This is a genomic window from Aporhodopirellula sallentina SM41 (genome assembly GCF_000346505.1).
Taxonomy (GTDB): domain Bacteria; phylum Planctomycetota; class Planctomycetia; order Pirellulales; family Pirellulaceae; genus Rhodopirellula; species Rhodopirellula sallentina.
On record NZ_ANOH01000214.1, the window covers coordinates 1 to 25107 of the forward strand.

General features: G+C 54.8%; 19 protein-coding genes and 1 pseudogene. 11 read left to right on the top strand and 9 right to left on the bottom strand.

Features of this window, described 5'->3' with window-relative positions; genetic code table 11:
• Positions 1–291: 291 nt before the first annotated feature.
• On the bottom strand, positions 292–1089 hold the full coding sequence (locus RSSM_RS13860) for an N-acyl amino acid synthase FeeM domain-containing protein (RefSeq protein ID WP_144059801.1): 798 nt from the start codon (positions 1087–1089) through the stop codon (positions 292–294).
• A 443-nt stretch (positions 1090–1532) separates the two neighbouring features.
• On the opposite strand from RSSM_RS13860, the gene RSSM_RS13865 reads away from it, so the two are divergent.
• The 8 genes from RSSM_RS13865 to RSSM_RS13900 all read left to right on the top strand — a co-directional run bounded on the left by RSSM_RS13865 (position 1533) and on the right by RSSM_RS13900 (position 9669).
• Positions 1533–2663, top strand: coding sequence for a FemAB family XrtA/PEP-CTERM system-associated protein (locus tag RSSM_RS13865; RefSeq protein WP_081613782.1), 1131 nt, complete (start codon positions 1533–1535; stop codon positions 2661–2663).
• A 332-nt stretch (positions 2664–2995) separates the two neighbouring features.
• Positions 2996–4282, top strand: a complete 1287-nt coding sequence (locus RSSM_RS13870; RefSeq protein ID WP_044302530.1) for a polysaccharide biosynthesis/export family protein — start codon at positions 2996–2998, stop codon at positions 4280–4282.
• Positions 4283–4530: 248 nt separating this feature from the next.
• Entirely contained in the window at positions 4531–5043 is a 513-nt protein-coding gene (locus tag RSSM_RS13875) for an ElyC/SanA/YdcF family protein (RefSeq protein ID WP_236621144.1), read from the top strand.
• 27 nt (positions 5044–5070) lie between these two features.
• A complete protein-coding gene (locus tag RSSM_RS13880) occupies positions 5071–5562 on the top strand; it encodes a hypothetical protein (protein ID WP_144059802.1) in 492 nt (163 codons plus the stop codon).
• A gap of 176 nt (positions 5563–5738) precedes the next feature.
• Positions 5739–6866, top strand: a complete 1128-nt coding sequence (locus tag RSSM_RS13885; protein WP_008679723.1) for an ABC transporter permease — start codon at positions 5739–5741, stop codon at positions 6864–6866.
• A 141-nt stretch (positions 6867–7007) separates the two neighbouring features.
• Positions 7008–7670, top strand: a complete 663-nt coding sequence (locus tag RSSM_RS13890; protein ID WP_008679725.1) for an ABC transporter ATP-binding protein — start codon at positions 7008–7010, stop codon at positions 7668–7670.
• On the top strand, positions 7667–8722 hold the full coding sequence (locus RSSM_RS13895) for an HlyD family secretion protein (RefSeq protein WP_008679727.1): 1056 nt from the start codon (positions 7667–7669) through the stop codon (positions 8720–8722). The genes RSSM_RS13890 and RSSM_RS13895 overlap by 4 nt, the downstream gene beginning before the upstream one ends.
• Before the next feature lie 284 nt (positions 8723–9006).
• Positions 9007–9669: a 3-keto-disaccharide hydrolase gene (locus RSSM_RS13900; protein ID WP_390174056.1), complete on the top strand. Its 663-nt coding sequence runs from the start codon at positions 9007–9009 to the stop codon at positions 9667–9669.
• Positions 9670–9765: 96 nt separating this feature from the next.
• Here RSSM_RS13900 and RSSM_RS13905 read toward each other — a convergent pair whose 3' ends face one another.
• From RSSM_RS13905 to RSSM_RS13930, 6 genes are read right to left on the bottom strand one after another with little or no spacing between them, the layout of a single operon-like run.
• Positions 9766–12414: a hypothetical protein gene (locus tag RSSM_RS13905; protein WP_236621145.1), complete on the bottom strand. Its 2649-nt coding sequence runs from the start codon at positions 12412–12414 to the stop codon at positions 9766–9768.
• Positions 12415–12446: 32 nt separating this feature from the next.
• Positions 12447–14633 (bottom strand): vWA domain-containing protein, encoded by a 2187-nt coding sequence (locus RSSM_RS13910; protein WP_008679737.1) that lies wholly within the window; start codon positions 14631–14633, stop codon positions 12447–12449.
• Positions 14630–15658: a vWA domain-containing protein gene (locus tag RSSM_RS13915; RefSeq protein ID WP_044302532.1), complete on the bottom strand. Its 1029-nt coding sequence runs from the start codon at positions 15656–15658 to the stop codon at positions 14630–14632. Before RSSM_RS13915 ends, RSSM_RS13910 begins: the two co-directional genes overlap by 4 nt.
• Positions 15655–16464: a hypothetical protein gene (locus tag RSSM_RS13920; protein WP_008679742.1), complete on the bottom strand. Its 810-nt coding sequence runs from the start codon at positions 16462–16464 to the stop codon at positions 15655–15657. Before RSSM_RS13920 ends, RSSM_RS13915 begins: the two co-directional genes overlap by 4 nt.
• A gap of 2 nt (positions 16465–16466) precedes the next feature.
• Positions 16467–17348: a DUF58 domain-containing protein gene (locus tag RSSM_RS13925; protein ID WP_008679743.1), complete on the bottom strand. Its 882-nt coding sequence runs from the start codon at positions 17346–17348 to the stop codon at positions 16467–16469.
• On the bottom strand, positions 17345–18352 hold the full coding sequence (locus tag RSSM_RS13930) for an AAA family ATPase (RefSeq protein WP_236621146.1): 1008 nt from the start codon (positions 18350–18352) through the stop codon (positions 17345–17347). The genes RSSM_RS13925 and RSSM_RS13930 overlap by 4 nt, the downstream gene beginning before the upstream one ends.
• A 286-nt stretch (positions 18353–18638) precedes the next feature.
• Between RSSM_RS13930 and RSSM_RS13940 the strand changes: the two genes are divergently transcribed.
• Both RSSM_RS13940 and RSSM_RS13945 read left to right on the top strand, forming a co-directional pair.
• Positions 18639–20138: a sulfatase family protein gene (locus RSSM_RS13940; RefSeq protein WP_144059803.1), complete on the top strand. Its 1500-nt coding sequence runs from the start codon at positions 18639–18641 to the stop codon at positions 20136–20138.
• A 469-nt stretch (positions 20139–20607) separates the two neighbouring features.
• Complete coding sequence (locus RSSM_RS13945; protein ID WP_044302534.1) at positions 20608–22086, top strand: Gfo/Idh/MocA family protein; 1479 nt, start codon at positions 20608–20610, stop codon at positions 22084–22086.
• Between the two features lie 184 nt (positions 22087–22270).
• Here the strand turns inward: RSSM_RS13945 and RSSM_RS13950 are convergent, their stop codons facing one another.
• Complete coding sequence (locus RSSM_RS13950) at positions 22271–22684, bottom strand: hypothetical protein (protein ID WP_008679756.1); 414 nt, start codon at positions 22682–22684, stop codon at positions 22271–22273.
• A 23-nt stretch (positions 22685–22707) separates the two neighbouring features.
• Positions 22708–23792: pseudogene (gene floA / locus RSSM_RS13955) on the bottom strand (flotillin-like protein FloA).
• A 308-nt stretch (positions 23793–24100) separates the two neighbouring features.
• Here floA and RSSM_RS13960 point away from each other — a divergent pair.
• Positions 24101–25045: a DNA integrity scanning protein DisA nucleotide-binding domain protein gene (locus RSSM_RS13960; protein ID WP_008679763.1), complete on the top strand. Its 945-nt coding sequence runs from the start codon at positions 24101–24103 to the stop codon at positions 25043–25045.
• Positions 25046–25107 lie beyond the last annotated feature (62 nt).

Here is a 25107-nt window from a genome sequence, read left to right on the forward strand (position 1 = left end):
TACACGATCCTGGCCGCATGAGAAGATTCGGGGCTGAAGGCCGGAAGACTGTCGAGCAGCACTTTTCTTTCGAAGTTCGAATGCGGAAAATGGTCGAGCAGTATCGGGAAATTGCTCTCTCCTAAGACGTGCGAGCGATCGGCTTGGAAGCTACCCGAAAATCTCGGCAAGTTGATTAGTCTGCGGGGGGGCGCCCCGGTTGTCTTGTGTCAACCGCGGCTAACGCCGATCGGCTGATAAGTTTTCGCGTAGGTTCTTATCGTCAAAAGCATACAACTCTTCGAAAGCGACCTACGCGGCACGTTGGCGACGGGCGGAGCCAATCGACGGTGCTTGGAATCGCGGGTTCCCACACCAACGACGGAAGTAAATTTGGTCGATCTCTCGCATGGGCCGATGCATGAGTTCATTGGTGGTGTGATCGCAATTGGTGTAGAAGCGACTTAACCGTGTGCTCGCGTTACATGGACGATTGATGCTACCCTGAACGGGAACTCCTGGGCGCCCTCCCACTAGGTCGCACCTCTTCTCAGCTCCGATGACTTGGAACCCTAAGGCGTGCGTATAAAACTTCGCATGCCTTGGATGAACTACCGCCGCGAGACTATCAAGTCCGTGGTGCTGCGCAAAAGCAGAGGCGAGTCTTGTTAATTCCATGAAGGCAACACGTGGCTTGGCAAACCGAGGATCGATCGCGAGCGAAGCCAGTTCGCCAAGTCGGTAGAACCGCTTCCATCTCGAGACGACTCCTGGATACATTCGTTCCATTGGTAAATTGCCCACGTTGCCGAGGACGAGGGTGACGGTACCGATGGTGCGTCCATCAACGCTCGCGACAAAAACCTGCGATTGACGCGTCAGGTGGTAGGGTAACACTCTCATCACTGGACTGTCACGATGAGCCTCTGCCAACCCCACTTCTTGATAACGTCGCTGCAGCAGACTGAACGCTGCCTCATAATCGATTCGCGTTCGTGCCGTCCGGCATGAAACGCTCGAGCCAATCATGGGCAGGCGATCCATCCAAACCGTGCCAGCACCAACGTTGGCACGTCGGCATACGTCACCTGCTTCGCGTGCTTGTTTCATTGGATAGGACATTGCCTTGGCGGCGAGTAGCCGCAGAGAAGATTGAATGGAAAGGCGATTGACCGGCGCAAAAGGGAGGCCCCAATCGTCTCGTCCATTCACAGTTATCGCCTTGATTTGGTTTGTACCTCCAACAAATCCGTTTTGGCGGCAAGGCGAATGTCGGTACTGCTCCGCTATTTGAGTGCATCTGCCTACCCTTTATGGAACTTGCATCACACCAAGCAGAACCCCGCCCTGCCAATATTCACAAACACCTGGTTCATTCCCGCAGGCCAGGAGGGCGCATCATTACGGTTCGGTCCTCTACTCGCCTTAAAAACAGCACCGCAAAAACACACCACAACAGCCCATTTGCGTTCACAAGTATAAATCCCAAGCAATATCAACCAGGTTGATATAACGCCACGACCGAACCATACTTCCGGGGGAGGCGCACTACCATGAAATCGAGTTACACACATTCGCCCATCGACCAACATTTTCACGCGGACCAAACACCATTGCCAAATGAACGAGGTCAAGATGTACCTGTAGAAGTCATTCGCCAGTCGTGGCCGTGCCAATGGCCTCGCTTCGATGAGGCTAATCGCGATGCCCTGGAACGCACGCGGTTACTCGGACATCAATCCGCGTGGCTAGAAAGCGTCACGAGCGGACTAGACCATTCTGCGTATCTATTGAAGACGGTTGTCGATGGTCGCCTAGAGGGGCTGCTGCCACTGATTCTTGTACAGGGGCCGATATTTGGACGTTTCTTAGTTAGCCTGCCCTATCTGAACACGGGAGGCGTGTGGGCAAGGACAACGAACATTGCGCAGGAACTCATCGACGAAGCCTGTAAACTAGCTGACGAACTCGATGTGAAGTACCTCGAACTCCGGCACGAAACACCGATTGTGCACGGAAAGTTCAATTTTGAACGCAACGACAAAGTGCACATGAGACTTGCTCTTCCGGAAACGGATGAGGAACTGAACCGCTCGTTCAAATCAAAACTTCGCAGCCAAATTAGAAAGTCGAATGAACACAACTTGACCGTTCAGTTTGGCGGTGCTGAGTTGATCGATGATTTCTATTCCGTGTTCGCCCACAACATGCGAGACCTGGGAACACCAGTCTTCGCAAAAAAGCTATTCCAGTGCATTATCAAGCAATTCGAGGGCAATGCGGAATTTGGCGTCGTCCGACGAGATGGGCGAGCGATCGCGAGTGGACTACTGGTGCATCGATTGGGATGCACCGAAGTACCGAGCGCGAGTTGCTTGCGAGAATTCAATCGCACTAACGCAAACATGCTGATGTATCGCAACCTTTTGCGACGCGCCATTGAGAAGGGCAGCCATACTTTCGACTTTGGGCGATCGAGCGAAGGAAGCGGCACTTACAAATTCAAAGCTCAATGGGGAGCAAAGCCACACCCTGCTTGCTGGCAATACTACGTACGCAAAGGTGACCCAAATGACATGCGTGCCGACGTGGGAAGCAAACAAAAACTCGTCCAGGTCTGGCAACGATTACCTGTCTGGCTGACAAAGTTGATAGGCCCGAGCATCGTGCGGGGCATTCCATGACGGTAACTCGCAGCTCTTCGCAAGTACCGAATCGCGTCCTGTAGACATGGCAACGTTCTCTTTGAGTCAGCTCCGCCAACTCAAGATCGTAATTTTTTCCCCGCGGACACCTTCTTACTCTCCGCGTCCAAATCGGCAACGACTGTAGCGACTGTCCGAATGTTCCGGGTTGAACCGATGCTTCTACCTACTCTCGATGTGATAGCCCTCGAGAATGCTCGCATTCCATCCGTCGCCTGAGACGATTCATCACACTATGGGAGCGGTTCAACTGACCTAAGAATGGAATTTTAGGTACCTCCCGGTTTGAAAACGCTTGCAGGGACGCAGACATGTCGATTCAGACTACCCACCACCGTGTGATCGCTTCCGCGGGAAGTCTGCTGCTGGTTACCCTTCTCGTCACCACGGGTTGCAGCACGCTTACCTTTTCAGTAGACGCTACGCCTTCGGACGAACTCTCGCGGGCATATTTTGCGAAGTCCAAACGCAATTTGGTACCGATTGATGTCTCGCTTCTGAGCCAACCGCGCCCCGACGCATACCGAATTGATGAGGGTGACACGTTGGGGCTGGTAATCGAAGGCGTACTTCCTTTCTACGCAAAAGGTGACCCGCCTCAACTTCCCCCCGTTCACTTTCCTGATGGCGATCAGGACCAAGGCCCAGCAGTGGGCGTGCCGGTCGTGGTGCAGGAAGGCGGTATTGTGACTTTGCCGATAATCGGGAGAGTGAGCTTGCGAGGACTTACGATGCTCGCAGCGGCTGATCTGCTGAAACGGCGTTACGAAGAGGAAGAAGTTCTCACGGTCAAAGCAACCCAGCCGATCGTCACACTCATCCATCCGCGCCAAATCAGCGTGATGGTGGTGCGCGAAGACACGGGAGAGAGCAGTGACCGAGTCAACTACGAGGACGCAAATGGGGGCATCTATCAATTGCCAGCATACAAAAACGATGTGTTGAACGCATTGCTAGTCAGCGGAGGGCTCCCTGGGCTCAAGGCGAAAAACGAAGTTCGAGTTTATCGTCGACCAACGGTGGACCAATTCCAAAGTGGTTACCTTATCGACTCCGATATGTTTCCACCGAACGCTGAATTGGAGTTGAGTTACGACGAACAGTTCACCCGGCCCTCCAAGACGATTCCACTACGTGTTGAGCGTGGAACGCCGGTTGCGATTAGCCCCGAGGATGTGATTCTCAACGATGGTGACATTGTATATATCGCCAACCGAGATACGGAGGTCTTTTACACCGCCGGCCTGCTGCCTGGAGGTGAGCATCTGCTACCTCGCGATTACGACGTAGACATCTTTGAAGCCATGGCAATCGCGGGATATTCCTATGGCAACGGAGCCAGTTCAGGAGGGGGCGGAATCGGCCCGGGTTCAACTGGGGTCATCCCAACGGAACTTTTCATCTTTCGAGAATGCGAAAACGGAAACGAATACAGCATTCGTGTTGATCTCGAGCAGGCGATCAAGTGCGACCGAGATCGGCTGCTCGTTCAATCCGGCGATAAGCTCCTGTTGCGTTACAGTTGCTGTGAAGAGGCGCTTAACTTTGGCATTTTCTCATTCTTCACTTATGGGATTCAGCAGTTGTTCAGTCAATGATAGTGCTATGCAATTGCTCGACGCTTAGCCCCGCATTATCACAACCATGCCATCTGAATGCGAGATTATATTCCAAAGGCGTCTGAGCAGATCCATTCTTTTTATCAATTCAACCGTTCGCAAAGCAGTTGCCTGTAATACACTCAGACGATGCCGCACGGTGGCGACGCAGATGCTACGTCCTTGTTGGCCTGTTCATTGCTATGTGGCTTGCCACGTCGTCAGCGACGATTCGTGGCATCTGCATCTTGCCGCTCCACGTTCATGACGAGGCGACACGGGCTGATATCGCTTATGTGATGGCTGATGGCGAAGCGATATGGGAAAGGTTGCGTGCTGCGGCCGATCTGTACCACATGCGTCGAGTCAAGACGATCTCTCTGCTCAATGAGCAGCGTACATCCGGGTACAACTTCATCCGAAAACGCAACGATACGCGTCTGCAACGAGAGATTGACTATCTCGGTCTCTTCGGCGTACCGGCCTCGAAAATTCTTCTGATTGATCCGGTTGAAGGCGATCTCTTCAGCTCTCGAAGTGAGGCAGTCGGCATGAAACGCATGCACCCTGCGTTAAAACGCATTGCGGTTGTGACATCAAGCCCGCATACCAGACGAGCCAAGCTTTGCTTTCAAAGAGTCTACACCGGCGACGTTAGTATCCAGGTGTACTCGGCAACCTCCCCCTCCCAAAGCGCTGAAACGTTCAGCCCGATTTGGATAGAGTATTGCAAATTCTTTGTCTATTGGATCTGTATTTAGCCATCCTTTCGCAATTACAAAACAATCATGCCTAAAAACGCAAGCAACAACACAACGTTCTATTTATCCGGCGCAACTTTATTAGTTTTTGCGGCCCTAGGCATCTCAACCGTCCATTCCCAGGCGCCTGGGACGCCACCTCTGACGCCTGGGACATCGAGTTTCGACATTGATGTCCCTGCCGCAGCATTGTTGACGGACAGAGGACGCCAACTCGCGGAGAATCTAAGAAATCTGAAACGCACCCGGTCCAATCTGGGCGACAAGCATCCCACCGTACCACTGATAGAAGAACAAATCGAAGATACGATTCAACAACTGCAAGCATGGATCCCCGCAGATACCAGCGAGCCCACCCCCTTTATTCCTTCTCAGCAAAGTGGATCAGTGACCGCAGACGTCTCTCAACCGCCTGGGATGAATGAGAAAGATCTGCGTCAACTGGTTCTGAGTTTGCATCGCCGGATCGAACAACTGGAACTACGTGTCAGAAACCTCGAACGGAAAAATCAACGATAAAACCAATGTGGTGTTTATCCGAAATATCCGGAACCAGTGTTCAACAGCTGGTCAATTCACCCAAAACAAATTAGTTCCCATCGTGATCGAGAAAGCAAATGAAGTTGTCTCGCAATAAGACCGATATCAGATTTATGCTCTAGGTATCACGTTCCCCTACGACTCATTTGAGTGCCATGCTTTGGAATATCGCGTTCCGCACTCTCTTTCACGACAGGGGAAAGCTCCTGGCCGGTCTCGTAGGCGTCATTTTTTCGGTAGTACTGGTCAACATTCAAGGCGGCCTGTTCTTTGGTCTGATCCGAAAAGCCAGCCTGTTGGTTGACGAGAGCAATGCCGACATCTGGGTTGGCCACCGCGGCATGCACAACGTGGACTTCCCACATGATATTCCAGAGCGTTGGATCCACCGGATTCGCAGTATTGAGGGGGTCCAAGAAGCCCAACCGATGCGTATCGCGTTCTCGGAGATATCGCTCCCCAATGGTGGTCACGAGGGAACGATGATTGTTGGACTCAAACCGGGCACCGATCTTGGTCGTGCATACGAGATTCAACAGGGACCACAAGAGGCACTTGATCACGTCGATGGCGTCGTTGTCGACGTTTGTGATGACGCAAAACTCATGGATCCCAAGATTGGATCGGTTCGAGAGATCGGTGCGAGTCGGGCGGTAGTCAGTGGCAAGTGCTACGGCGTACTCAGCTTTCTGGTCACTCCATACGTGTTTACGACGTATGACCGTTCAGTTGAATTCTCGGGGGGTGACCCGACGATGACATCCTATTTTCTAGTCAGGACAGAACCGGGTGTCGACGCACAAATAGTTTGCGATGAAATTAGTCGCAGACTCGACGATGTTTCGGCGATGACGTCAGAGGAGTTTGCCGACATGAGCATCAATTATTGGCTCACCCGCACCGGATTGGGGCTCAGCTTCGGCGCAGCCACCGCATTGGGATTGCTCGTAGGATTGGTTATGGTCGCCCAAACACTTTACGCGATGGTGTTGGACCGGATTAGTGAATTCGCGACGCTTAAAGCACTCGGATCGAAGGAAGCGGAGATCCTGCTACTCCTTGGCGCCCAAAGTTCATTGGTTGCAATCGTGGGCATCGTCATCGGAATTGCGTTGAGTGTCTTGATTCGATTTCTATTCAGTACACCGCGTGCAGAAATCATGTTCTCACAGGGACTTTATGCGGGCAGTGCCGTGATCGTCTTTGTCATTTGCTTGGCGGCATCCGGCTTGCCTTACCTTCGAGTTCGAAAAGTTGACCCTCACTCGATCCTTCAGGGCTAGAAATCAATGACAAATTTGAACTTCGTGCCCGACGCACCTAATGGATTGGGTCACACAGCAAGCAGCTCCTATCTTCCGTTGAGCGATAATCCGCTCGCAGCTAGATCAACAAGTCCCGGAATCACTGATAAACAGGAACGAGTGCTGACCGCGACCAACGTCCGAAAGGGCTATTCCATCGGTGGTGAAAAACGTTGGGTACTCGACGGTGTCGATTTCCATGTCGATGCAGGTGAATGTGTGTTCTTGTCAGGGCCATCAGGAAGCGGAAAGAGCACATTGCTCTCGATCATTGGATGTCTGCTCGAGTCTGATGAAGGCGAGATCCATCTCGCAGGACAACGGGCGGATCAGTTGAACGTCGCAGAGCGAACAAAGCTTCGTCGCAACAACATCGGGTTCGTGTTTCAACGATTTCAACTGATCCGCGGCCTATCAGCAAAAGACAACGTCGCGGTGCCACTTTCGCTACAAGGTCACTCCCTTCAAGAAGCTCGTTTAATGGCGACAGAGATCCTCGCTAGGGTTGGCTTGGAGATGCACCGCGACCAGCTTCCAACTCAAATGAGTCCGGGACAATGCCAACGTGTTGCGCTCGCCCGGGCGGTGGTTTCCTCACCACGCTTGCTCCTGGCAGACGAGCCTACCGCGGCTCTTGATCGCCAATCAGGATACGAAGTCATGGTCCTGCTTCGAGAGTTATTGCAGGCGACCAACTCTGCTACCGTTGTGGTGACTCATGATCCTCGAATCTCCGAATTCGCAGATCGAATCTGCGAGATCGAAAATGGGAGATTGAGATGAGTCAAACAAAGGCAGTTGTCTTTACGATGTTCATCTGCTGTGTAGGCCTCGCAATTGTTGAGAACAAACGACAGCAACCCGCAATCCCTCAGTCGTCTTTGGTCAGCACTTGCAAACCGTCGGCTCGTTTGACAATTCGTGCTCCAGGGCGAATCACGGGCCAGACAGAAGAAATCGAGTTACAGCCGCAAGTGATAGAACCGATCACCGAAATCCACGTTCGACGAGGTGATCAGGTCGAAGCGGGCGACCTGCTCGCAACCCTTGACCGAGACGCAATGCAATATGAACTGCAACTTGCTTCCGCAATGGTTCAGCAACGGCAGGCAGAATTAGAACGTCTCGAGAATGGTGCTCGACAGAGTGAAATCGCGACTGCGAGACTAGAGTTTGAGGCAGCGACTGCTAGGCTAGACAGTGCATCGGCACGACTAAAACGCGCACTCAGGCTGAACAAAAAAACAGCGATAAGCGAGCAAGAACTAGAGGAAATCCGGTTCAATCACGCATCGCTGAAAGCATTGGCGGAGGCATCGCGAAATCGACTCACAACACTCGTCGCTCCCGCAAGAGCGGAAGACCTAAGCGTCGCAGTCGCGTTGGTTCGTGCCGCTGAGGCAAACAAAATGCTCGCTCAAGAGCGACTTAGTAAGACCGAAATCCGTGCACCGGTCTCAGGGACAATACTCGAAATTAACGGCCAAATAGGGGAACTAGTAGGCGCCCCAAATTCCCCTCCTCTGATTGTCATGTGCAATGACAAGAACCAACGAGTGATTGTGGACATCGATGAATTCGATGCGTTAAAAGTGGCGTGTGGCCAAGGTTGTGAAGTAAGCAGCGACAGTGCGGAAGGGGTTATCGCACTCGGCAAGATCGCAGAAATTGAACCTTGGATGCAGCCAAAGGAGATTTACGGGCAGTGGGCTGGGGAACGAAACGATACGTTTAGCCGCCGCGTTTGGGTTGATCTCGAACCAGATAGTATTCATCTCCCGATAGGCCTTCCTGTTCAAGTGCTTATCCATATCGAAACACCTCATTCAAAGTAGCTCCGCTACGCCAATCTCACATGAGACCATTCTTTGCCAGCGTCCTGAACCAGTCTTACGCAACGTGGTGCCATAGATATCCGCATGGCACGTTTCGAAAGAAGACAAGAGATTTGCAAGGGCTAGATGTGGTCGACCTGCATACCGGTTCACTCGCATAAAATATCGAGCGGATTGGCTTCGCCTTGTCGGCAATCAATTACAATCAGCGAGATACCGGCAGAAAGCAATTTCGTCGGTAGTTTCTGTTGCTTGTTTCCACGAGAGAGAGCCGATTGATGTCGATGCGATTGCTGACGTGTTTTTGCTTTGGTTTGGTTTCCTCTTTTCTGACGCTGCAATGCTCCAGTGGTTGTGCAAATGAAACGCTGGAGTCGGACGCCGTAGCCTCCCCGGGGTGGATCTCGCTTTTTGATGGGGAGTCGTTGGAGGGGTGGGAGAAGGTTGGGAAGGACGATAGCTACTGGGAGGTGGTCGATGGGGCTTTGACGGGGTCGGGTAGTCAGTCGATGCTGGTTTCTACGAAGGGGCCATACAAGAATTTTCGGTATCGTGTGGAAGTAAAGATCAATGACGGTGGGAACTCGGGGGTTTACTTCCGTACGACGCGTAAACCGGGGTTCATGGATGGCTACGAGGCTCAGGTTGACAGCACGCATCGCGATCCGATCCGCACCGGATCGTTGTATGGGTTCTGTCACGTCTATCGGCAACTGGTCAAACCGGACACATGGTTCACATACGAAATCGAGGTTGCCGATTCCGTGTGGCGTGGACGTGAGATGACTCGAATCCGAGTAACAGTCGATGGCGTTGAGCTTTACGAATACATGGATTTCGACAAAACCTACCCCGCCGGTCACTTTGCTTTTCAACAACACGATCCAGGAAGCAAGGTGCAGATTCGCAAAGTCGAAGTGATGCCGCTCGAAGATCCTGTTAAGTAGTTTCTGCAGCCGTTGATGCCCCATTGCTAGACTTCGATGGCGCGAATCCTGGCGAATTCAATTACAGGGATCGAACACGTCAAATTTCAAAATGCCTTAGAGACGGCGGTTGAATATCAATCGCGTCTCGGCTTGCGGAACCCAGCATCGACGTCCGTCGGCCAATTCGATTTCCAACCAATCCTCTCGGCGAGATCGAACGTGAAATTCGAGACCGTCATGTAGTGATTCGTTGAACGCGGTGTTGTACGTGTAGGACGGGCCTTTGCGTCCGTAGACCTCGGAGACAATCACAACGCCTTCGCTTCCTGAATACTGATAGGCGTTCACGGCGAGGCCTGCCGTCGCCACGACAACGACTGCAGCAACAATACCGCCGGCCTTGGTAAAGAGATTGCGATAGCGTTCGTGAAGCAACAGGGTAGCGAGTAGCGCGAACCAAGCCAGCACCATCGCGGCACAGATCCATCGCAGTGGCAGCGATCGCAACCGGAAGGAACTGCCGCCCTCGAGCACGTCTACGGTCAACGCACGTGCGGCACGCAAGTTCTCTCGCACGTCCTGATCAAACGGAAGATAGATCTGGGATTGTCGATAGCAGGCAATCGCCCGACCGAGTTCTCCTGATTGGAACCACGCGTTTCCCGCGTTAAACCAAGATGCTCCCGATCGTGACTCCGTTTCCGCAGCGTCTTCGAACTTCAACGCCGCCTGTGTGTACAGCGCATTAGTTTCAGGCAAACCGGGCGTGGACTCCAAAGCCTGATCGAAAAGGTTCTCAGCTTCCTCCCACTGCGACGCCTGCGCCGTAGATGAAACAAGCGCCAACGCGATTGTCAACATCGCAGGCATCTGCCGGAATTTGCGGAACAGCCGGTCGGCGAGATGATTCAAACTTGGAATGGCAAAACCAGGCTTCTGCTCCGAGAAATCCAAACGATCCGATTCGTTATGGAGCTGTTCGATCAGACTGATCTCGTCGTCGGAAAGATCGAGTTCTGCTAATCGTTGCCGTGCGTTGCCATGCGTCCACGCTTCCTCCGGCACGGAGAATCCGGTTGCCAAGAAACTGCGGAACGCAAACCATTTTTCCTGTGTCCCTTCCGGGATGCTTTTGAGACGTTGGTATGCGAGTGCTTGACGTCGGTAGCGGGGATCAATGGCCCGTCGCCGTCTCTCTCTCACCCATGGGAGCGCGACCGCGTATACCGCTACTCCGAGGGCTAACCAAACAAACATGTACTCCGCCAAAACGCCAGCAAGTCGATTCATGAAGTCAGTCATAATTGTTGGTCGTGCGTTGTGCCAGATCCCGTCAGGTTGTTCGGTGAGCGTTGGTTCCGTAATCAATCTCCGTACGTCGAAGAACTGATTGCCTTCATAAGGATTGACCTTCAAAGGTATCGCAGTCGTTTGAAGGTCGCGGTACTCCCCGCGTTCGCTATCGAAGACAGGTATCTGCAAGGATGGAAATGCAGTCACGTCGGTTGTGAGGGGACGCACTCGTGCGCGAAATCCGGTTCCGTCGGGATACCAAGTCCGGCCGAACTCCGGCGAAACGTGAAATCGTCCTCGCAAACTCCGCTGAAGAGTCAGCGGTTGCAATTCCAGCATTCCATGAGGCGCGTCGCTGCGAATCCTCAAATCCACCTCCACGACCTGCCCGACTTCCAGTTCACGTTTTGGGATCGAAACTTCGATCTCGCAAGGTGTGAAAAGATTACTGAACCTTTCTGATCGGTTGGCTGCCGGCAGTGGTTTGACTTCGATCGTCAATGGAGTCGATTCCGCATAGACGCGTTCATACGAAGACAGCGACGACAAGGGCTCGAAGAGTCCGTTGTTGTAGTAGGCAGCGTACGGAGCGAAGGCACCACCGTTACCGTTCCTCAAAGCAATTTCCAACCGAACGGCAGGCAGCTCGAATCGTCCGGGCTCACGAAAACGCACAAAAAGAGGAAACCGCACATCGCCAAATTGTGACGGCTGCTCTTTGGGCGGTTGTCTTTCGACGATGATGCGCCGGCCGCCAAATGGCATCCCCATCTGGTTGTCTTCTTCCGCGGTGCAACGCGGTATGACAACTTCCACGTTATCGTCATTGAAGAATGGAGGAAAACAACGCAGCGAACGAAACCGAGTCGTCTGTTCACGGCTCGACCATGATACGTCGATGCGAAGCGGTTCTCCCACAAACACGGATTGGGACGCGGGAGTCAACTCGAAACTCATCTCTTCGCTGCGCTGCGGTTCACTAACGATGAACTGCGTGCTAGGAGTGCGATATGCGATCGACTCGGAAATAAATTCCAGACTCGGGAATGTACAGAGTCCCGCGTGGCGCGGCAGGAAACGAACAACCGCTTCATGAGCCTCGCCACCGCGACCTTTCGCAGCGATCGAAATATCGATGACCGAAACATCGTCATCGAAGGGGAATTCTTCCGGTTGTTCAACCGACTCGGGAAGTGGCACGGTCGCCGTCGCCACAACATCGGTGAACCACGTTTCCTGATCGAACTCGAGCGTTACCTCTCGCACCTCCCTTTGAACCGCCTCTTCGGAATCCGCAGACGATGCTTCATCCTGGGCGGCTGAATCGGAAACCTGTCCGGGAGGGGGCTTTGATGCGGCGGAGTTGTCTTCTTGCGCCCACGCAGAAGGCGTGGCCAACACCAACACGACAAGAACGTTCGCGAGTGTTTTCAGCGTCGAGTGAAGCCTACGCAGCAACGAGCGATTCACGTCATTTCGAATAAGCGAGAGGAGATAGATCATTACCAATCTTTCTCCACGTTGGCTTGATTGCTCTTGGCACGCTGCTGTTGCCGAAACTGCAGGCTGCCTTGCTCCTCCATCAAGATGTCCTCGACGCTGTAGTTCGGCACAGGAAGTGGTTGCATAGCGGATCCGCTCGCAAAATCTCCCTGCCCTTGCATGGACGACATCATGGCCTCTTCGGATTCACTGGCTTCCATCATCTCGTCGTAATCGGCTTCGTCGTCCCACTCGCCTTCGTCAGAGTCGCTCGAATCGTTACTCGATAGCATCTCGATGATTTCTTGAATCTTCCGAATCGCGATGAGTTGCTGATCCCGGCTTTCCGGCCAAGTGCTGCGTTGCTGAAGTTTGCCAATCGCTGAATACTGAGCCGCAACGGCTTCGTCCATCAAACGCAGTGGTTCCTGAAGCACGCTCACTTCGGGTGGTTCATTCGATCGTTTCGAAATGGCGGAATCGGACGACTGTTCAGCGTCAGGGTTCGCCAGGGATTGGTCGAGCGACTGCATGATTTCGCGGATCGACACGCCTTCCTGATGCAGATTCTTTTGCGTCTGCATGAACTGTTGCGATTCGGTCTTCGCGTCCACGGTATCAGGCGGCGTCTTTTCTTGTTGCTGATTTTTCGATCGCGAATTGCGGCTGGGACGACCTGGAACCGACTCTCGCAATTCAGTCTGGTTCTCTTTGAGTTCTTCGAGCAGTTTCAGTAGGTCTTGCATCTGCTGTTGGAGCTGCTGCTGACGCTCATCCTCCTCCTCGATCTGCGCGATGTACTCGGTGATCAACGTTGCCGTGGGGTCCAATTGCATCGCGGCTCGTTTGAAGTTCGAATTCATACGGCACGCTTCGAGGAAACGGATCTGTGCAATTCTCGCCTGAGAAAGTGCTTGGCGCGGATCTGCTTCTGCTTGCTCGGCAGCAACCGAAAGGTGACACAAACCTTCATTGAAATGAACGACCGAGGCTTGCGCAGGGGTAAGAGCGGAATCCGAATGAAGCGTCCCGTAGATCTCCAGTGCATCCACCGCTTTTCCGTCGCGTTGTAGGGCGATGGCTTGGTCAAATGGACTCAATGCAGCGGGATCCTCACCTCTCGCGATACACGAGAACGACAGAGAGACGACAAAGACGATTAAACTCGCCGGTGGCGTAGCGTCCGGGCGCACAGAGAATGCCCCGCGACTTGCTTGCCGGTTCGAGGAAAACCATTTTGCGAGTTCACCGGCAAGCAATGCAGCCAATGCGATTGCGATCAACAGCGGCCCGACTTCACGATAGACGACGTAGGTCTCACCTCCCGACGTGCCCGCGCTGGGTTTGTCGAACGCGTATCGCGAGTATTCACCGGCCAGATCAAACGCGGAGGTTCCCGCCGAAATGTAGGTTGCGTCATCCGACAATCTCGCCAATTCACGTAGGCCCGTCTCGTTCAGTTTGGTAATCACGACTTGGCCTTCGTGCTTCAAAACTGTCGGCTCTTCCGAATCGGATTCGATCGGGATTCGCGAACCGGATGTGGGATCTCCGATACCGACGATGAGCAATCCGGTTTCGGTTTCTTTCAGCGGTTCGGCCACCCTCTGGTTTTGATCGCCGTGTTCTTCGCCGTCGGTCAGAACGACGAGATCCTGCATACCTTTGCGTTCAGATTCGAAAACGTTGTCGACGCTTTTTTCAGTCGCTGAAAGCAGAGTCGTGCCACCGAAATCGACGGTTCGCGGTGTCGCCTGATCGAGCATGTAGCGAACAAACTCATAGTCGTGCGTCAACGGACAAAGGATATTCGCACTACCCGCGTAGACCACCAATGCAACTCTCTCGGAACGAAAGCTGTCGAGCGCGTCGCGGATGCCGTTCTTAGCCGCTTCGAGTCGCGAAGGAAACGCATCTTGAGCGAGCATGCTTTGCGATACATCCAGTGCAAACACCACGTCACGTCCGCTCTGCGTCACCGAATGCCGGCGAGGCGAAATTCCCGGACGAGCAACCGCGAGAAGCAGCAATAACAACGCGAACAATCGCAACCGGTCACGCCATTTCGAAGAGGGCAGCGTCGAACCTCCGAGTTTTCTGCCCGCATGCAGACGACGCAGCGCCGCACGTCGAATCAACCATCCGACGGGAATCCATATCGCCAACAAGACCAACAGGGCAGGATTTTGAAACGCAAAAAAGCTCATGGCACCGTCCGTAACCAAGTGGCTTCGATAACGAACGCGGGAATCAGCGCGAACAATGCCGCCAAGAGCGGTAGCCAAAACAATTCAGCAATTCGCGTGTAGTTCCGCGTCACAATTCGCGACTGTTCGAGTTGATCCACTTCCGCGTAGACCGACAACAAGGAGTCGAAGTCAAACGCGGTTCGAAACAACCCTCCCGTTTCGATCGCGATGTGCTCGAGAACCCGTTCCGCCTCGGATAAATCATGCGGCATTGACGCCCCCGGACTAGTCGGTGCGTGATCGCCGAGACTGATGCAGTAGACGCGGCACCCCCATTCTTTCGCCAACCCCGCGGCTTCGACCGGCAAGTGCTGACCGGAGTTGTTCTCCCCGTCGGTCAGAAGAATGATCACCCGACTAGAAATTTCTCCCTCGAGACTGCGGCGTTCGCGAACTTCAGGATCATCCAACTGTTCTAAACGCGCCGCAGCGACCGCCAACGCGTCACCGTACGCGGTGCCGTCTTCGTTCGGACGCTCTTGAATCTCGAGCGATCGGACGAGTTGCAATAACGCGTCGTGCCCAAACGTTAGCGGGCTGCGTGTATCGGCGTAGCGAGCAAACGTGACTAGCCCCAAAAGGTCCCCCTCACGTCCACTCAGTTCGTCACCGTCACCCGCGATGAATCGTTCGACTAATTCCTTGGCGACCTCCATACGTGTCGTTTGTTCTTGATCGGACAACTGAATATTCATCGCCATGCTGCTGCTGACATCAATCAGCAACTCAATCGCGATGCCTTCGTTGACCTGAGTCGTATGTGTCGAACCGGCTTGCGGACGGGCTAACGCAACCACCAACAGTGTCATCGCGACCACGCGAAGCGCAGGTGGAATCCAAAGATAGCGAGCCCTCCCGGAATGGGCATGGTTCCATAACTGCAACGATGGCACAGCAAGGGTCGCGCGGCTGCGCTGCCATGCGAAGGTTGCGATCGCAGGCACAGGAAGGAGCAGCAAGAACCACGGATAGGCAAAACTCATGTCCGCACCTCCGCTTCGATCATCGCAGCCAAATCAGCAGCAGCGCGGTTCTTCGCATACAAAGACCGTTCGATCGCGGAGCGTGTTTGGGAAGACAATTCGAAATTTGAATCGTGCAGCAAAGACTCTAGCTCGCACTGCGTCATCTCCCCCGACCTCAATCGCTCAATTTGCTCTTCGGGACTCGATTCATCGGGCATGGATTCAACGACCGCTATGGAACGATGGTTCTGGCGTATCAACCAAAAGAACAACGCCACAGCAACAACACCGAGAACTGCTGCGACCGTTCCGGCGAACTGCGTCGATCGAGTTTCGCCTTCTTCGTCTAGCGGAAACGGCTCCGGCGTGCTCGACAGCCCGGCCTTTTCAAACGGCAGCACCTCCAGTCTCAGTTCGGGTAGCTGCATTTCTTCTACCCCGCTCGTTGTGGTCAGCGAAACGAAAGCGTCGCCAACAATCATTGTTCCGGATGCGACCGGTTGAAAGAGCAGACTCTCTCGTTGCCGGTACCGGTCACCGTCGATTTCCACCGGGACTTTTTCAACGGCAATCGAATGCAATTCTGAATGGGATGGCACGTGCAGTTCGAACTGGCCCCATTCGTCACGAATCATCTCGACACGAAACTCAACGACGTCACCCGGACGAGCTTGCTCCGGGTGAAAGCTCGCAACGATCCCGTGTGCGGGCCCGGCGTAATCCTTATCATCGCCAGCGTTTTCGGATCCCAACGACGGTGTGGCAACGCCACCTGAGAAGGCAAGGAGCCATGCAGCGAAGATCGCTTGAAAGAGTCTCGCCACGCTCAACCTCCCGTCTCGTCGGCAATGCGACGTTGGCGAGCATGGAAGAAACCGGCCAGAGCGTTCACGCAGTCCTCTCCCACGGCGAGTTCCATCAGGCTGATTCCGCACTGCAGCATTTCTTCCTGGAGGTCTACATGGTGCGGGCGATCTTGCTTTCGCGTGCGAGCTAAATCGACATAGCGATGATCACCGGTTTCGGTGTCCTGCATGTGCACCAACTCGGTGATCGATTCTGTGGAAACCGGTGGCTCGAGAATGTTCACTGCATTGACGTCGTGACGTCCGGCGAGTGCTCGCAGTTCTTCGAGATAGTCGGGTGCCAGGAAATCAGAAAGAACGAAAACAACGGAATGCTTACGTGCCATGTGGCCGAACCGTCCGAGCACGGTCTCGAAATGGGTGGTGCGCCCCTTTGGTTCAAAATTCAACAACGTATCCATGATCCGCAAAGCATGGCGTCGCCCCTTCCCCGGCGGGATCACCAACTCGACACGATCGGAAAACAAAATCAGTCCAACCCGGTCGTTGTTGCGGATCGCCGCCATCGTCAGCAAAGAAGCCAACTCGACCATCGTCGCCCGCTTTCGTCCATCAGGAGACTCCACGATCGACGCCGACACGTCGACCAAAAGGTACAGAAACTGTTCGCGTTGTTCGATGTACCTCTTGATATGTGGCTCACCGGTGCGGGCGGTGACTTTCCAGTCCATGGACCGCACGTCGTCGCCTGGTTGGTAACGGCGAACGTCTTCGAACTCGATTCCCTGACCGCGGAAGATCGAACGGTACTCTCCGGCCAACAAGTGCTCGACCGGGCGTCGGCATTGCAGTTCTAAGAGCGAAAGCCTGGAATCGGATTCAGCAACAGACTCCGTAATCATGACTCAACCACTGGCACCGCGTCGAGCATTTGATCGAGCAGATCATCCGACGTCACCGAGTCGGCTTCGGCGCGGTACGTGATCGCCAAACGATGACGAAGCACATCGTGCGCGATGTCTTTGACGTCTTGGGGAACCGTGTAGTCGCGTCCACTCATCATGGCGTGACCACGAGCAGCGAGCGACAGATAGATCGATGCACGGGGGGACGCACCGAAACGCACGTACCGATCGATATCCAAATTGTAGTTTGCCGGATGCCGGGTACAGTCAACTAAACGAATGATGTATTTCTGCACCTTCTCATCAAGAAACGTCCCATCGAGAACAGCACGCATTTGGGTTAGCTCTTCGATCGACAAGACAGGATGGATATCGATCTTGGCTTCCGTCTTCGCCATCCGCTGCATGATGACGAGTTCATCATCCATCGAGGGGTACCCGACTTTGAGTTTGAACATAAACCGATCGACCTGAGCTTCCGGCAGGGCGTAAGTCCCTTCCTGTTCGATCGGGTTTTGTGTTGCGAGCACGAGGAAGGGCGACGGAAGATCGAAAGTTTCTTTGCCGAGGGTAACCTGCTTTTCCTGCATCGCTTCGAGCAACGCAGACTGCACCTTCGCGGGAGCACGGTTGATTTCGTCGGCCAACAAGAGGTTCGCGAAAACCGGCCCCTTCTCAGGGGTAAACGTGTGGTTCCTCGGGTCGTAAACCAACGTTCCGGTCAAATCGCCCGGCAGCAAATCGGGTGTGAATTGAATCCGGCTGAACTGAGCCTGCACCGCACTGGCGAGACAATTCACCGTCAGGGTCTTCGCGATTCCCGGCACCCCCTCCAACAACACATGCCCGTTGCACAGCATCGCCAGCAATAAACGGTCAACCAAATTCTGCTGTCCGACGACATATCGGGATACTTCGGTCCTAATCTGATCCAGTTTTGTGCTGGAATCAATCATGTGTGTCGCCAGTCGGTAATAAGAAGGCAGGATTGCTGTTGGCATCGAGCGGGGCCGCCCGACCAGCAGAATTGTAATTGAACGCGTTTTGCAATCGATTGTTATACGAGCCGATGGACTCGAGGTCGACGCGGTCCAATCAACCTTGGAATTGTTGCGACAAAACGGCCGCGTTCCAATCGGGCGTTACTGTTTCGCGAGGTCAATCCGGAGCCATACGTGCCGCCGCAGGAGTCGCTAAGCTGATCACTGCGGGCGGCAACCGAGACCCCCGTTTTCCTCGCAACGCCCCGATGTTGACACAATCTCCTCGCTCATGGAATGCGATCTGATGAAGCTCGTTGCCAATTTCGTTCGAATAATCGCCTTCGGTTTCGTACTTTTCCAAGCGATGGGTAGCGGGACATTGGCGGAATCGGCACCGCGTCCCAACATCGTGCTGGTGATGGCGGACGATTTAGGTTGGGGGCAAACCGGATACTACGGGCATCCCATTCTCCAGACGCCCAACCTCGACGCGATGGCGGCTCGCGGTTTACGGTTGGATAGGTTTTACGCCGCCGGTCCGGTCTGTTCGCCGACGCGTGCGAGTGTCTTGACCGGACGCACCCACAACCGCACCGGTGTGCTTTCCCACGGATACGCACTCCATCGACAAGAACGATCGCTCGCCTCAGCGATGCAGGCGGCAGGCTATGCGACAAGTCATTTTGGCAAATGGCATCTCAACGGTGTCCGAGGTCCGGGTGTGCCGGTTCTCGCCTCCGATCCCTACCACCCGGGGCGTTTCGGTTTCGATCATTGGCTGACCGTCACCAACTTCTTCGACATGAATCCGATCATGAGCCGGATGGGTGAATTTGAAGAGTTCCATGGCGATTCGTCCGAGATCATCGTCGGTGAAGCACTCAAGCACATCAGCCAATCGGTCAGCGAAGGGCGCCCCTTCTTTACTGTCATTTGGTACGGCTCGCCGCACAGCCCTTGGGAAGCATTCCCCTACGATCAAGTTGCAGGAGAAAAAGACAGATCGGCACACCATCACGGAGAGATTGTCGCGATGGACCGAAGCATTGGCGCACTCCGTGAAGGCCTGCGAGAATTTGGAGTAGAACACGACACGCTGGTTTGGTTCTGCAGCGACAACGGCGGACTCCCGGGCGTCGGACACGACTCCGTAGGCGGACTTCGCGGTAACAAGGGCAGCATTTGGGAGGGAGGCATCCGCGTCCCCGCTATCATTGAATGGCCCGCGAGAGTCAGGCACCGTGTCACCTCGTTCCCCGCATCGACGATGGACATCTTCCCAACGCTCGTCGACCTGCTGCAGTTGCCCGAAGAACTCATGCTGCCTCAACGCGATGGCATCAGCCTCAAACCACTGCTCGACCATGAACTCGACCATGAACTCGACCATGAAGTGGAACGTCGCGGTAAACCGATCCCTTTTCACTTCCAACGCAAAGCGGCACTGATCGACAACGACTTAAAAATCGTGCAAGAAAAAGTCGGGTCCGGTAGGTACCTGCTATTCGATCTCAAGGCAGACAAAACCGAGTCGAACGATTTGTTTGCGTCTCGCCCAGACAAAGCGAAACGAATGGCGGTCCAACTCGACCAAATGATTGCGTCGATCGAAGCCAGTCAAAAAGGCGCCGACTATGCCGAAAAGAAAGTAACGCGTGAAGGCCCGCATGGTCGCTTCTGGACGGACATTCCGGAGTACCAACCATTCCTCGATGAATGGTCAAAACGTCCAGAATATGCGGGCCAAATCTGGAAAAAGCGACGCGCCGCCTCGAAATCCACCACAAACCCAACATCTAATTAATCGGCCCAAACACCGAGGCTTCGAAAACCGGATGCGGCGACCGGCCCCAATCGCTGAAACGTCATTGGACGAGCGTTACTTGCCATATTCTTCCATGATTCAGCGTAACGAATCCGTCTTTTCTGACATGTTCTTACAGCGGATTGTTGACAAACGCGACGCTGCATCATGGCCCTCAATTCGACCGACCGTAGCCCTCCTTCCCCGACGCATGCCTTCCTCGCATTTAATAAACGAGATGTCGACACGTACGGTGTTGACACTTCTTGGTTAGGCAATGCATTGGGCACATGTGTCTCTTGTTCGACGCACGCTCTCCCGATGGCAAAGCTAGAGGAAACGCGTGCATCGTCGCCGAATCGAATAGCTTGATGCTACCGACGTGGCGTGGTTCCCCGCCGCAGATACGAATCCCCTTGATATAGATTCCCTTGACGTGAATTCCCTGTCCCCTTTTGAGAGTTGATCGATGCCCGAGTGTTCGTCCCCCGCCAATCGTAGAAAATTCATAAAACAATCGGCAGGCACCGCCGCGGTGGTGTCGTCGCTGGGACTCGCTGCCCAACGCGCCGAAGCTGCCGCAGGCTCCAATGAACGGATGAGAATCGGGTTTATCGGCCCTGGCGGCAGAGGTTTCCATGCGCACGTGAAATCGTTGTGCGCCCTGCACGCCTCGGGAAGAAAGATCGACTTGGTTGGCGTCGCGGAGGTTTACAAAACCCAGCGAGATCGCGTTGCCGATTACATCAAAGAGAACACCGGAACCGAACCGGGACGGTATGTCGATTACCGAGACATGATCGAGAAAGAAAACCTCGACGCGGTCTGCATCGGCACACCCGACCACTGGCACCACAAACAAACCGTCGACGCGTTGAAAGCCGGGCTGAACGTCTATTGTGAAAAACCAATGACAAAGACGGTGGAAGAAGCCTTCAGTGTCGAGAAGCACTGGAAGGAAAGCGGCAAGGTGATGCAGGTCGGCGTGCAGTCGACCAGCCTTCCTGTCTGGGACGAAGTTCGTGAATTGCTGCAAGAAGGAAAACTCGGCAAAGTCCTGGGCTTCCAAACCGAGTACTTCCGCAACAGTAACGTCGGACAGTGGCGGTATTACAAACTCGAAAAAGGCATGACCCCCGACACAATCGACTGGAAACGCTGGCTCGGCAGTGACGAAGGTCTTTCGCCTGAGCAGCCGTTCGATCGCGAAGTCTATCGCCAGTGGCGACGGTTCTGGCCATTCGGCAGCGGGATGTTCACCGACTTGTTTGTTCACCGCACGACTTCGATGCTCAAAGCAACCGGACTGCGTCTGCCCGGACGGGTCACCGGTGCCGGCGGAATTTTCCTGGAGTATGACGGTCGTGATGTCCCCGACGTTGCCACCGTGGTGGCGGACTTCAACGAAGGCGTGCAAGGCTTGGTCACCGCGACCATGTGCAACCAAGAATCACGCGTCAATCAATTGATCCGTGGCCACTTTGGCACCTTTGCGTTCGGCAACGGCGAACAGTTCGACGGGTTTGATTTCATCCCAGAACGCGGTCCGGTCACGCACGTTCGACAGGCACCGGAACGCATTTCAACCAAGCCCGTCGAAAACACCACGCTCGCACACTTCGCGAACTGGTTGGATGCGTGTGAACTCGGCGATCCGATGAAATGCAACAACCCACCGGACCTCGGTGCGGCCGCGATGGCGGTGGTGAACCTCGGCGCGCAGAGCTATCGAAAGGGGAAGGTCTATTTCCTCGACGCAGACGAACGCGAAATCACAACAGACGACCCGGGATGGTCCAAACGTTGGGAACAACTATCCGCGTCACGTGGCGAACCCAATCACATCCCCGGTTGGAAAGCCGGCGATTATGGGAGCAAACTGACCGACCCGACCTACATGAATCTGGCCGGTCCGTGGACCAACGGATCAGACCCGGCGGATTCATAGGCACGATCGATCGAGCCGACAACCGTACCGAAAGTTGCCCTCGCGTCCCTGCGACGCGAGCGTTCGCTGCGGTTGTTCGCTAAGGGCGTCTGGTACGAGCGCTAAGTGAGTGCTCAGCAAGTTGCATGCCCGCGATTGGCTCAGCCGGCGATTGGCTCATCACCGCGCGTGAACCTCACGCGAACTAAAATCGAGGCCGGTTCAGAATCTCGCGGATCAGGAAGGCCTGCCTCATTCCATCAGGGCGACGCATCATCGCCTTGATCTCATTGGCTGTGCTGCTCGTGTTGGACCGCGATCGCTCAGAGTTATATCGAGTGTCACTCGATGAATCGCGGTGATCTGCCTGGCTGCGCGACGGTTTCCCGCCTCCGTCCTCGAGGATTTCGATGCCGATGATCGGCTCGTCGCCTTCATCATCGTCATAGTCGACGTGGATGGCGTCGACGTGTCGTTCGCTGCGTGAATCGGTGTACTGCCGCGGTCGCGAACGCTGCTCTTGTTCCGCGATGCGTTGCGCTTCGGCGCGCTGTTCGAGAGACCGTTGTTGACGGATTTCCGCTGCGCGTCGGAGGAATTCTTCGAGGTCGTTTGGCATCGCGAGAAGGCTCCCCTAACGGATTAATGATGGGCGTTGATGCTGGCCGATTCGGGGCGTTCCCCGGACAGTGAACGACGCATCTCGGTATCCGCGATCACGTTCTGCATGCGGTAATAATCCATGATCATCAACTGCCCGTTGCGAAACGCGTCGGCCATCGCTCGCGGGACCGCGGCCTCGGCCTCGACGACTTCGGCGCGGCTTTGTTCGATATTGGCTTGCATCTCCTGTTCTTCCGCGACCGCAGCGGCTCGTTTGCTTTCGGCGTTCGCACGAGCAACGGCGGTATCCGCTTCGGCTTGATCGGCCTGCAAACGTGCACCGATGTTGGCACCGACGTCAATGTCCGCGATGTCGATCGAAACGATTTCGAACGCGGTTTGCGAGTCGAGCTTCTTCGCGAGCACTGCTTTACTGATCACATCGGGGTTTTCGAGCACCGCTTTGTGGTTGTCCGCGCTCCCGATCGCACTCACGATCCCCTCGCCAACACGGGCGATAATCGTGTCTTCGGTGGCACCACCGATCAACTGTTGCAGGTTCGCCCGGACCGTCACCCGAGCTTTCACCTTGAGCTGGATCCCATCTTTCGCCACCGCATCGAGCGACGGTTTGGCGGCGCCGCGTGGCGGGCAATCGATGACTTTTGGATAAACGCTCGTTTGGACCGATTCCAACACATCACGACCGGCCAAATCAATCGCCGTGGCTTCGCGAAACGTTAATGAAATCGTCTTGGCCTTCTTGGCTGCGATCAGGGCACGAATGACTTGCTGGACGTTGCCGCCGGCGAGGTAGTGGGCTTCCAACGCGCCGCCGGTCAGGTCCGGATCGTCGAGGCCGGCCTGCGTCGCCATGATCTTACTCCGCACGATCGCGCGGGTGTTCACCTTTCGAAACGTCATCGCGATCAGGTTGGAGAACCCAATATTCGACTTCGTCAAAACGGACTGAATCCACAGTCCGAAATAGCTGGCGAAGACGAAAAAATCACGACGATGGCTACGAAAATCACCAACGCGCCGATCAAAGCAGCCAGATTCGTGTTGGAAATCGCCGCCAACAGACTCGGGGTCGCGCCCCGAAATTCTTGAAGCAAGTTCATGTGGTAGTATCAGTCAAATTCTCGAGAGAGGGTCTGGACGACAGCTAGCCGACAATCCGGCAAATCAGTCGATGGCTCATTGTAGCACTGCGAGCCAGGTCGGTGGGTTTGATTTGTCACGATCTCATCCGCGAAGGCCTGCTGTCTCACTATGGTAGGAAGGCGAGTTCAGCTAAACTGGGTGCACATCCAGTCATGTCAATCGACGGGCGTCCGCAGACCGCGATGCCTGTCCGGTGAGAGCCGCCTTTCCGGTGGAGGCATTGCTCGCCCGTATCTGTCGACTTTTCTTCTAGAACCTTTCCGCGATGGCAACACAGAGACTCACGAAACACAACGCCGCGATGATCCGCGCAGGCGTTTCGTTGTTGACCGATCGAGGGGCCGACGCTTTGTTGCTGTTGCTCGACGGCGGTACCGATTGGAAACGGGTTTCCGAACTTTCCGGCGCGGAAAACAACACAGTCATCATTGCGGTGGACACCCTCGAGGATCTCGACGGGGCGGCCGAAGCGGGACTTCGGCCACTCGCGTTGAACAAAGAAAAGGCACCCCTGCTCGAGCGATTGCAGGAAGCACTGCTCGAAGCCGCCGCCGACGAGATGATCCGCACCAACGGGGAAGTGGTCGCCGTTTACAGCGGATTCCAACAGGGACGCCTGGACTCGATCAGCCACCTGCAACTCGATGAACGGATGCGAAGGTTCACCGTTCGTGACCTGCAAACGCTCGAAAGCAGCGTGCCGCTGAAGACCATCAAAGCGGTCGTTGACCTGGCGTCGCAGATCGGCCGCGAAGGCCGGGAAGGTAAGGCCGTCGGAACCATGTTCGTCGTTGGTGACACACGAAAAGTCCTCGAGCACGCCAACGACAGCGGAGTGGATCCGTTTCGCGGGTACAACAAGAAGCACCGCAACCTGCTCGACCCCAAGGTTCAAGAGGATGCAAAGGAAGTCGCCCAGCTCGACGGTGCGTTCGTCGTCACGAGCGAAGGCGTCATCGAACGCAGTCGCCAGATGCTCGAGGTATCGCACGAAGACCTCAAAATGACCAAGGGACTCGGGTCGCGACATTGGGCCGCAGCCGCGATCACTCGCAAGACGAAGGCCGTCTCGGTCGTCGTCAGCCAATCCACCGGGACCGTCCGCTTGTACCAAAATGGCTTTCTAATCCTGCAAATCGTGCCGATGGACAAGGCCGTCAAATGGCAGGAATTCGCTTTCGAACCGCCGCCGCAAACCCCCGAGGACTGATCGTCTCACCGGGGCATCCGGTCGTTCGCGCCTTGGCCCGGATTTGTTAGCTTCATCAGGCA

Bases quoted from the DNA above. Each gene is read 5' to 3' on its own strand.
- RSSM_RS13960 (WP_008679763.1), top strand. From the start codon at position 24,101: ATGGCAACACAGAGACTCACGAAACACAACGCCGCGATGATCCGCGCA.
- RSSM_RS13910 (WP_008679737.1), bottom strand. From the start codon at position 14,633: ATGAGCTTTTTTGCGTTTCAAAATCCTGCCCTGTTGGTCTTGTTGGCG.
- RSSM_RS13915 (WP_044302532.1), bottom strand. From the start codon at position 15,658: ATGAGTTTTGCCTATCCGTGGTTCTTGCTGCTCCTTCCTGTGCCTGCG.
- RSSM_RS13925 (WP_008679743.1), bottom strand. From the start codon at position 17,348: ATGATTACGGAGTCTGTTGCTGAATCCGATTCCAGGCTTTCGCTCTTA.
- RSSM_RS13885 (WP_008679723.1), top strand. From the start codon at position 5,739: ATGCTTTGGAATATCGCGTTCCGCACTCTCTTTCACGACAGGGGAAAG.
- RSSM_RS13865 (WP_081613782.1), top strand. From the start codon at position 1,533: ATGAAATCGAGTTACACACATTCGCCCATCGACCAACATTTTCACGCG.
- RSSM_RS13870 (WP_044302530.1), top strand. From the start codon at position 2,996: ATGTCGATTCAGACTACCCACCACCGTGTGATCGCTTCCGCGGGAAGT.
- RSSM_RS13895 (WP_008679727.1), top strand. From the start codon at position 7,667: ATGAGTCAAACAAAGGCAGTTGTCTTTACGATGTTCATCTGCTGTGTA.
- RSSM_RS13900 (WP_390174056.1), top strand. From the start codon at position 9,007: ATGCGATTGCTGACGTGTTTTTGCTTTGGTTTGGTTTCCTCTTTTCTG.
- RSSM_RS13860 (WP_144059801.1), bottom strand. From the start codon at position 1,089: ATGAAACAAGCACGCGAAGCAGGTGACGTATGCCGACGTGCCAACGTT.
- RSSM_RS13940 (WP_144059803.1), top strand. From the start codon at position 18,639: ATGAAGCTCGTTGCCAATTTCGTTCGAATAATCGCCTTCGGTTTCGTA.
- RSSM_RS13880 (WP_144059802.1), top strand. From the start codon at position 5,071: ATGCCTAAAAACGCAAGCAACAACACAACGTTCTATTTATCCGGCGCA.
- RSSM_RS13945 (WP_044302534.1), top strand. From the start codon at position 20,608: ATGCCCGAGTGTTCGTCCCCCGCCAATCGTAGAAAATTCATAAAACAA.
- RSSM_RS13930 (WP_236621146.1), bottom strand. From the start codon at position 18,352: ATGCCAACAGCAATCCTGCCTTCTTATTACCGACTGGCGACACACATG.
- RSSM_RS13950 (WP_008679756.1), bottom strand. From the start codon at position 22,684: ATGCCAAACGACCTCGAAGAATTCCTCCGACGCGCAGCGGAAATCCGT.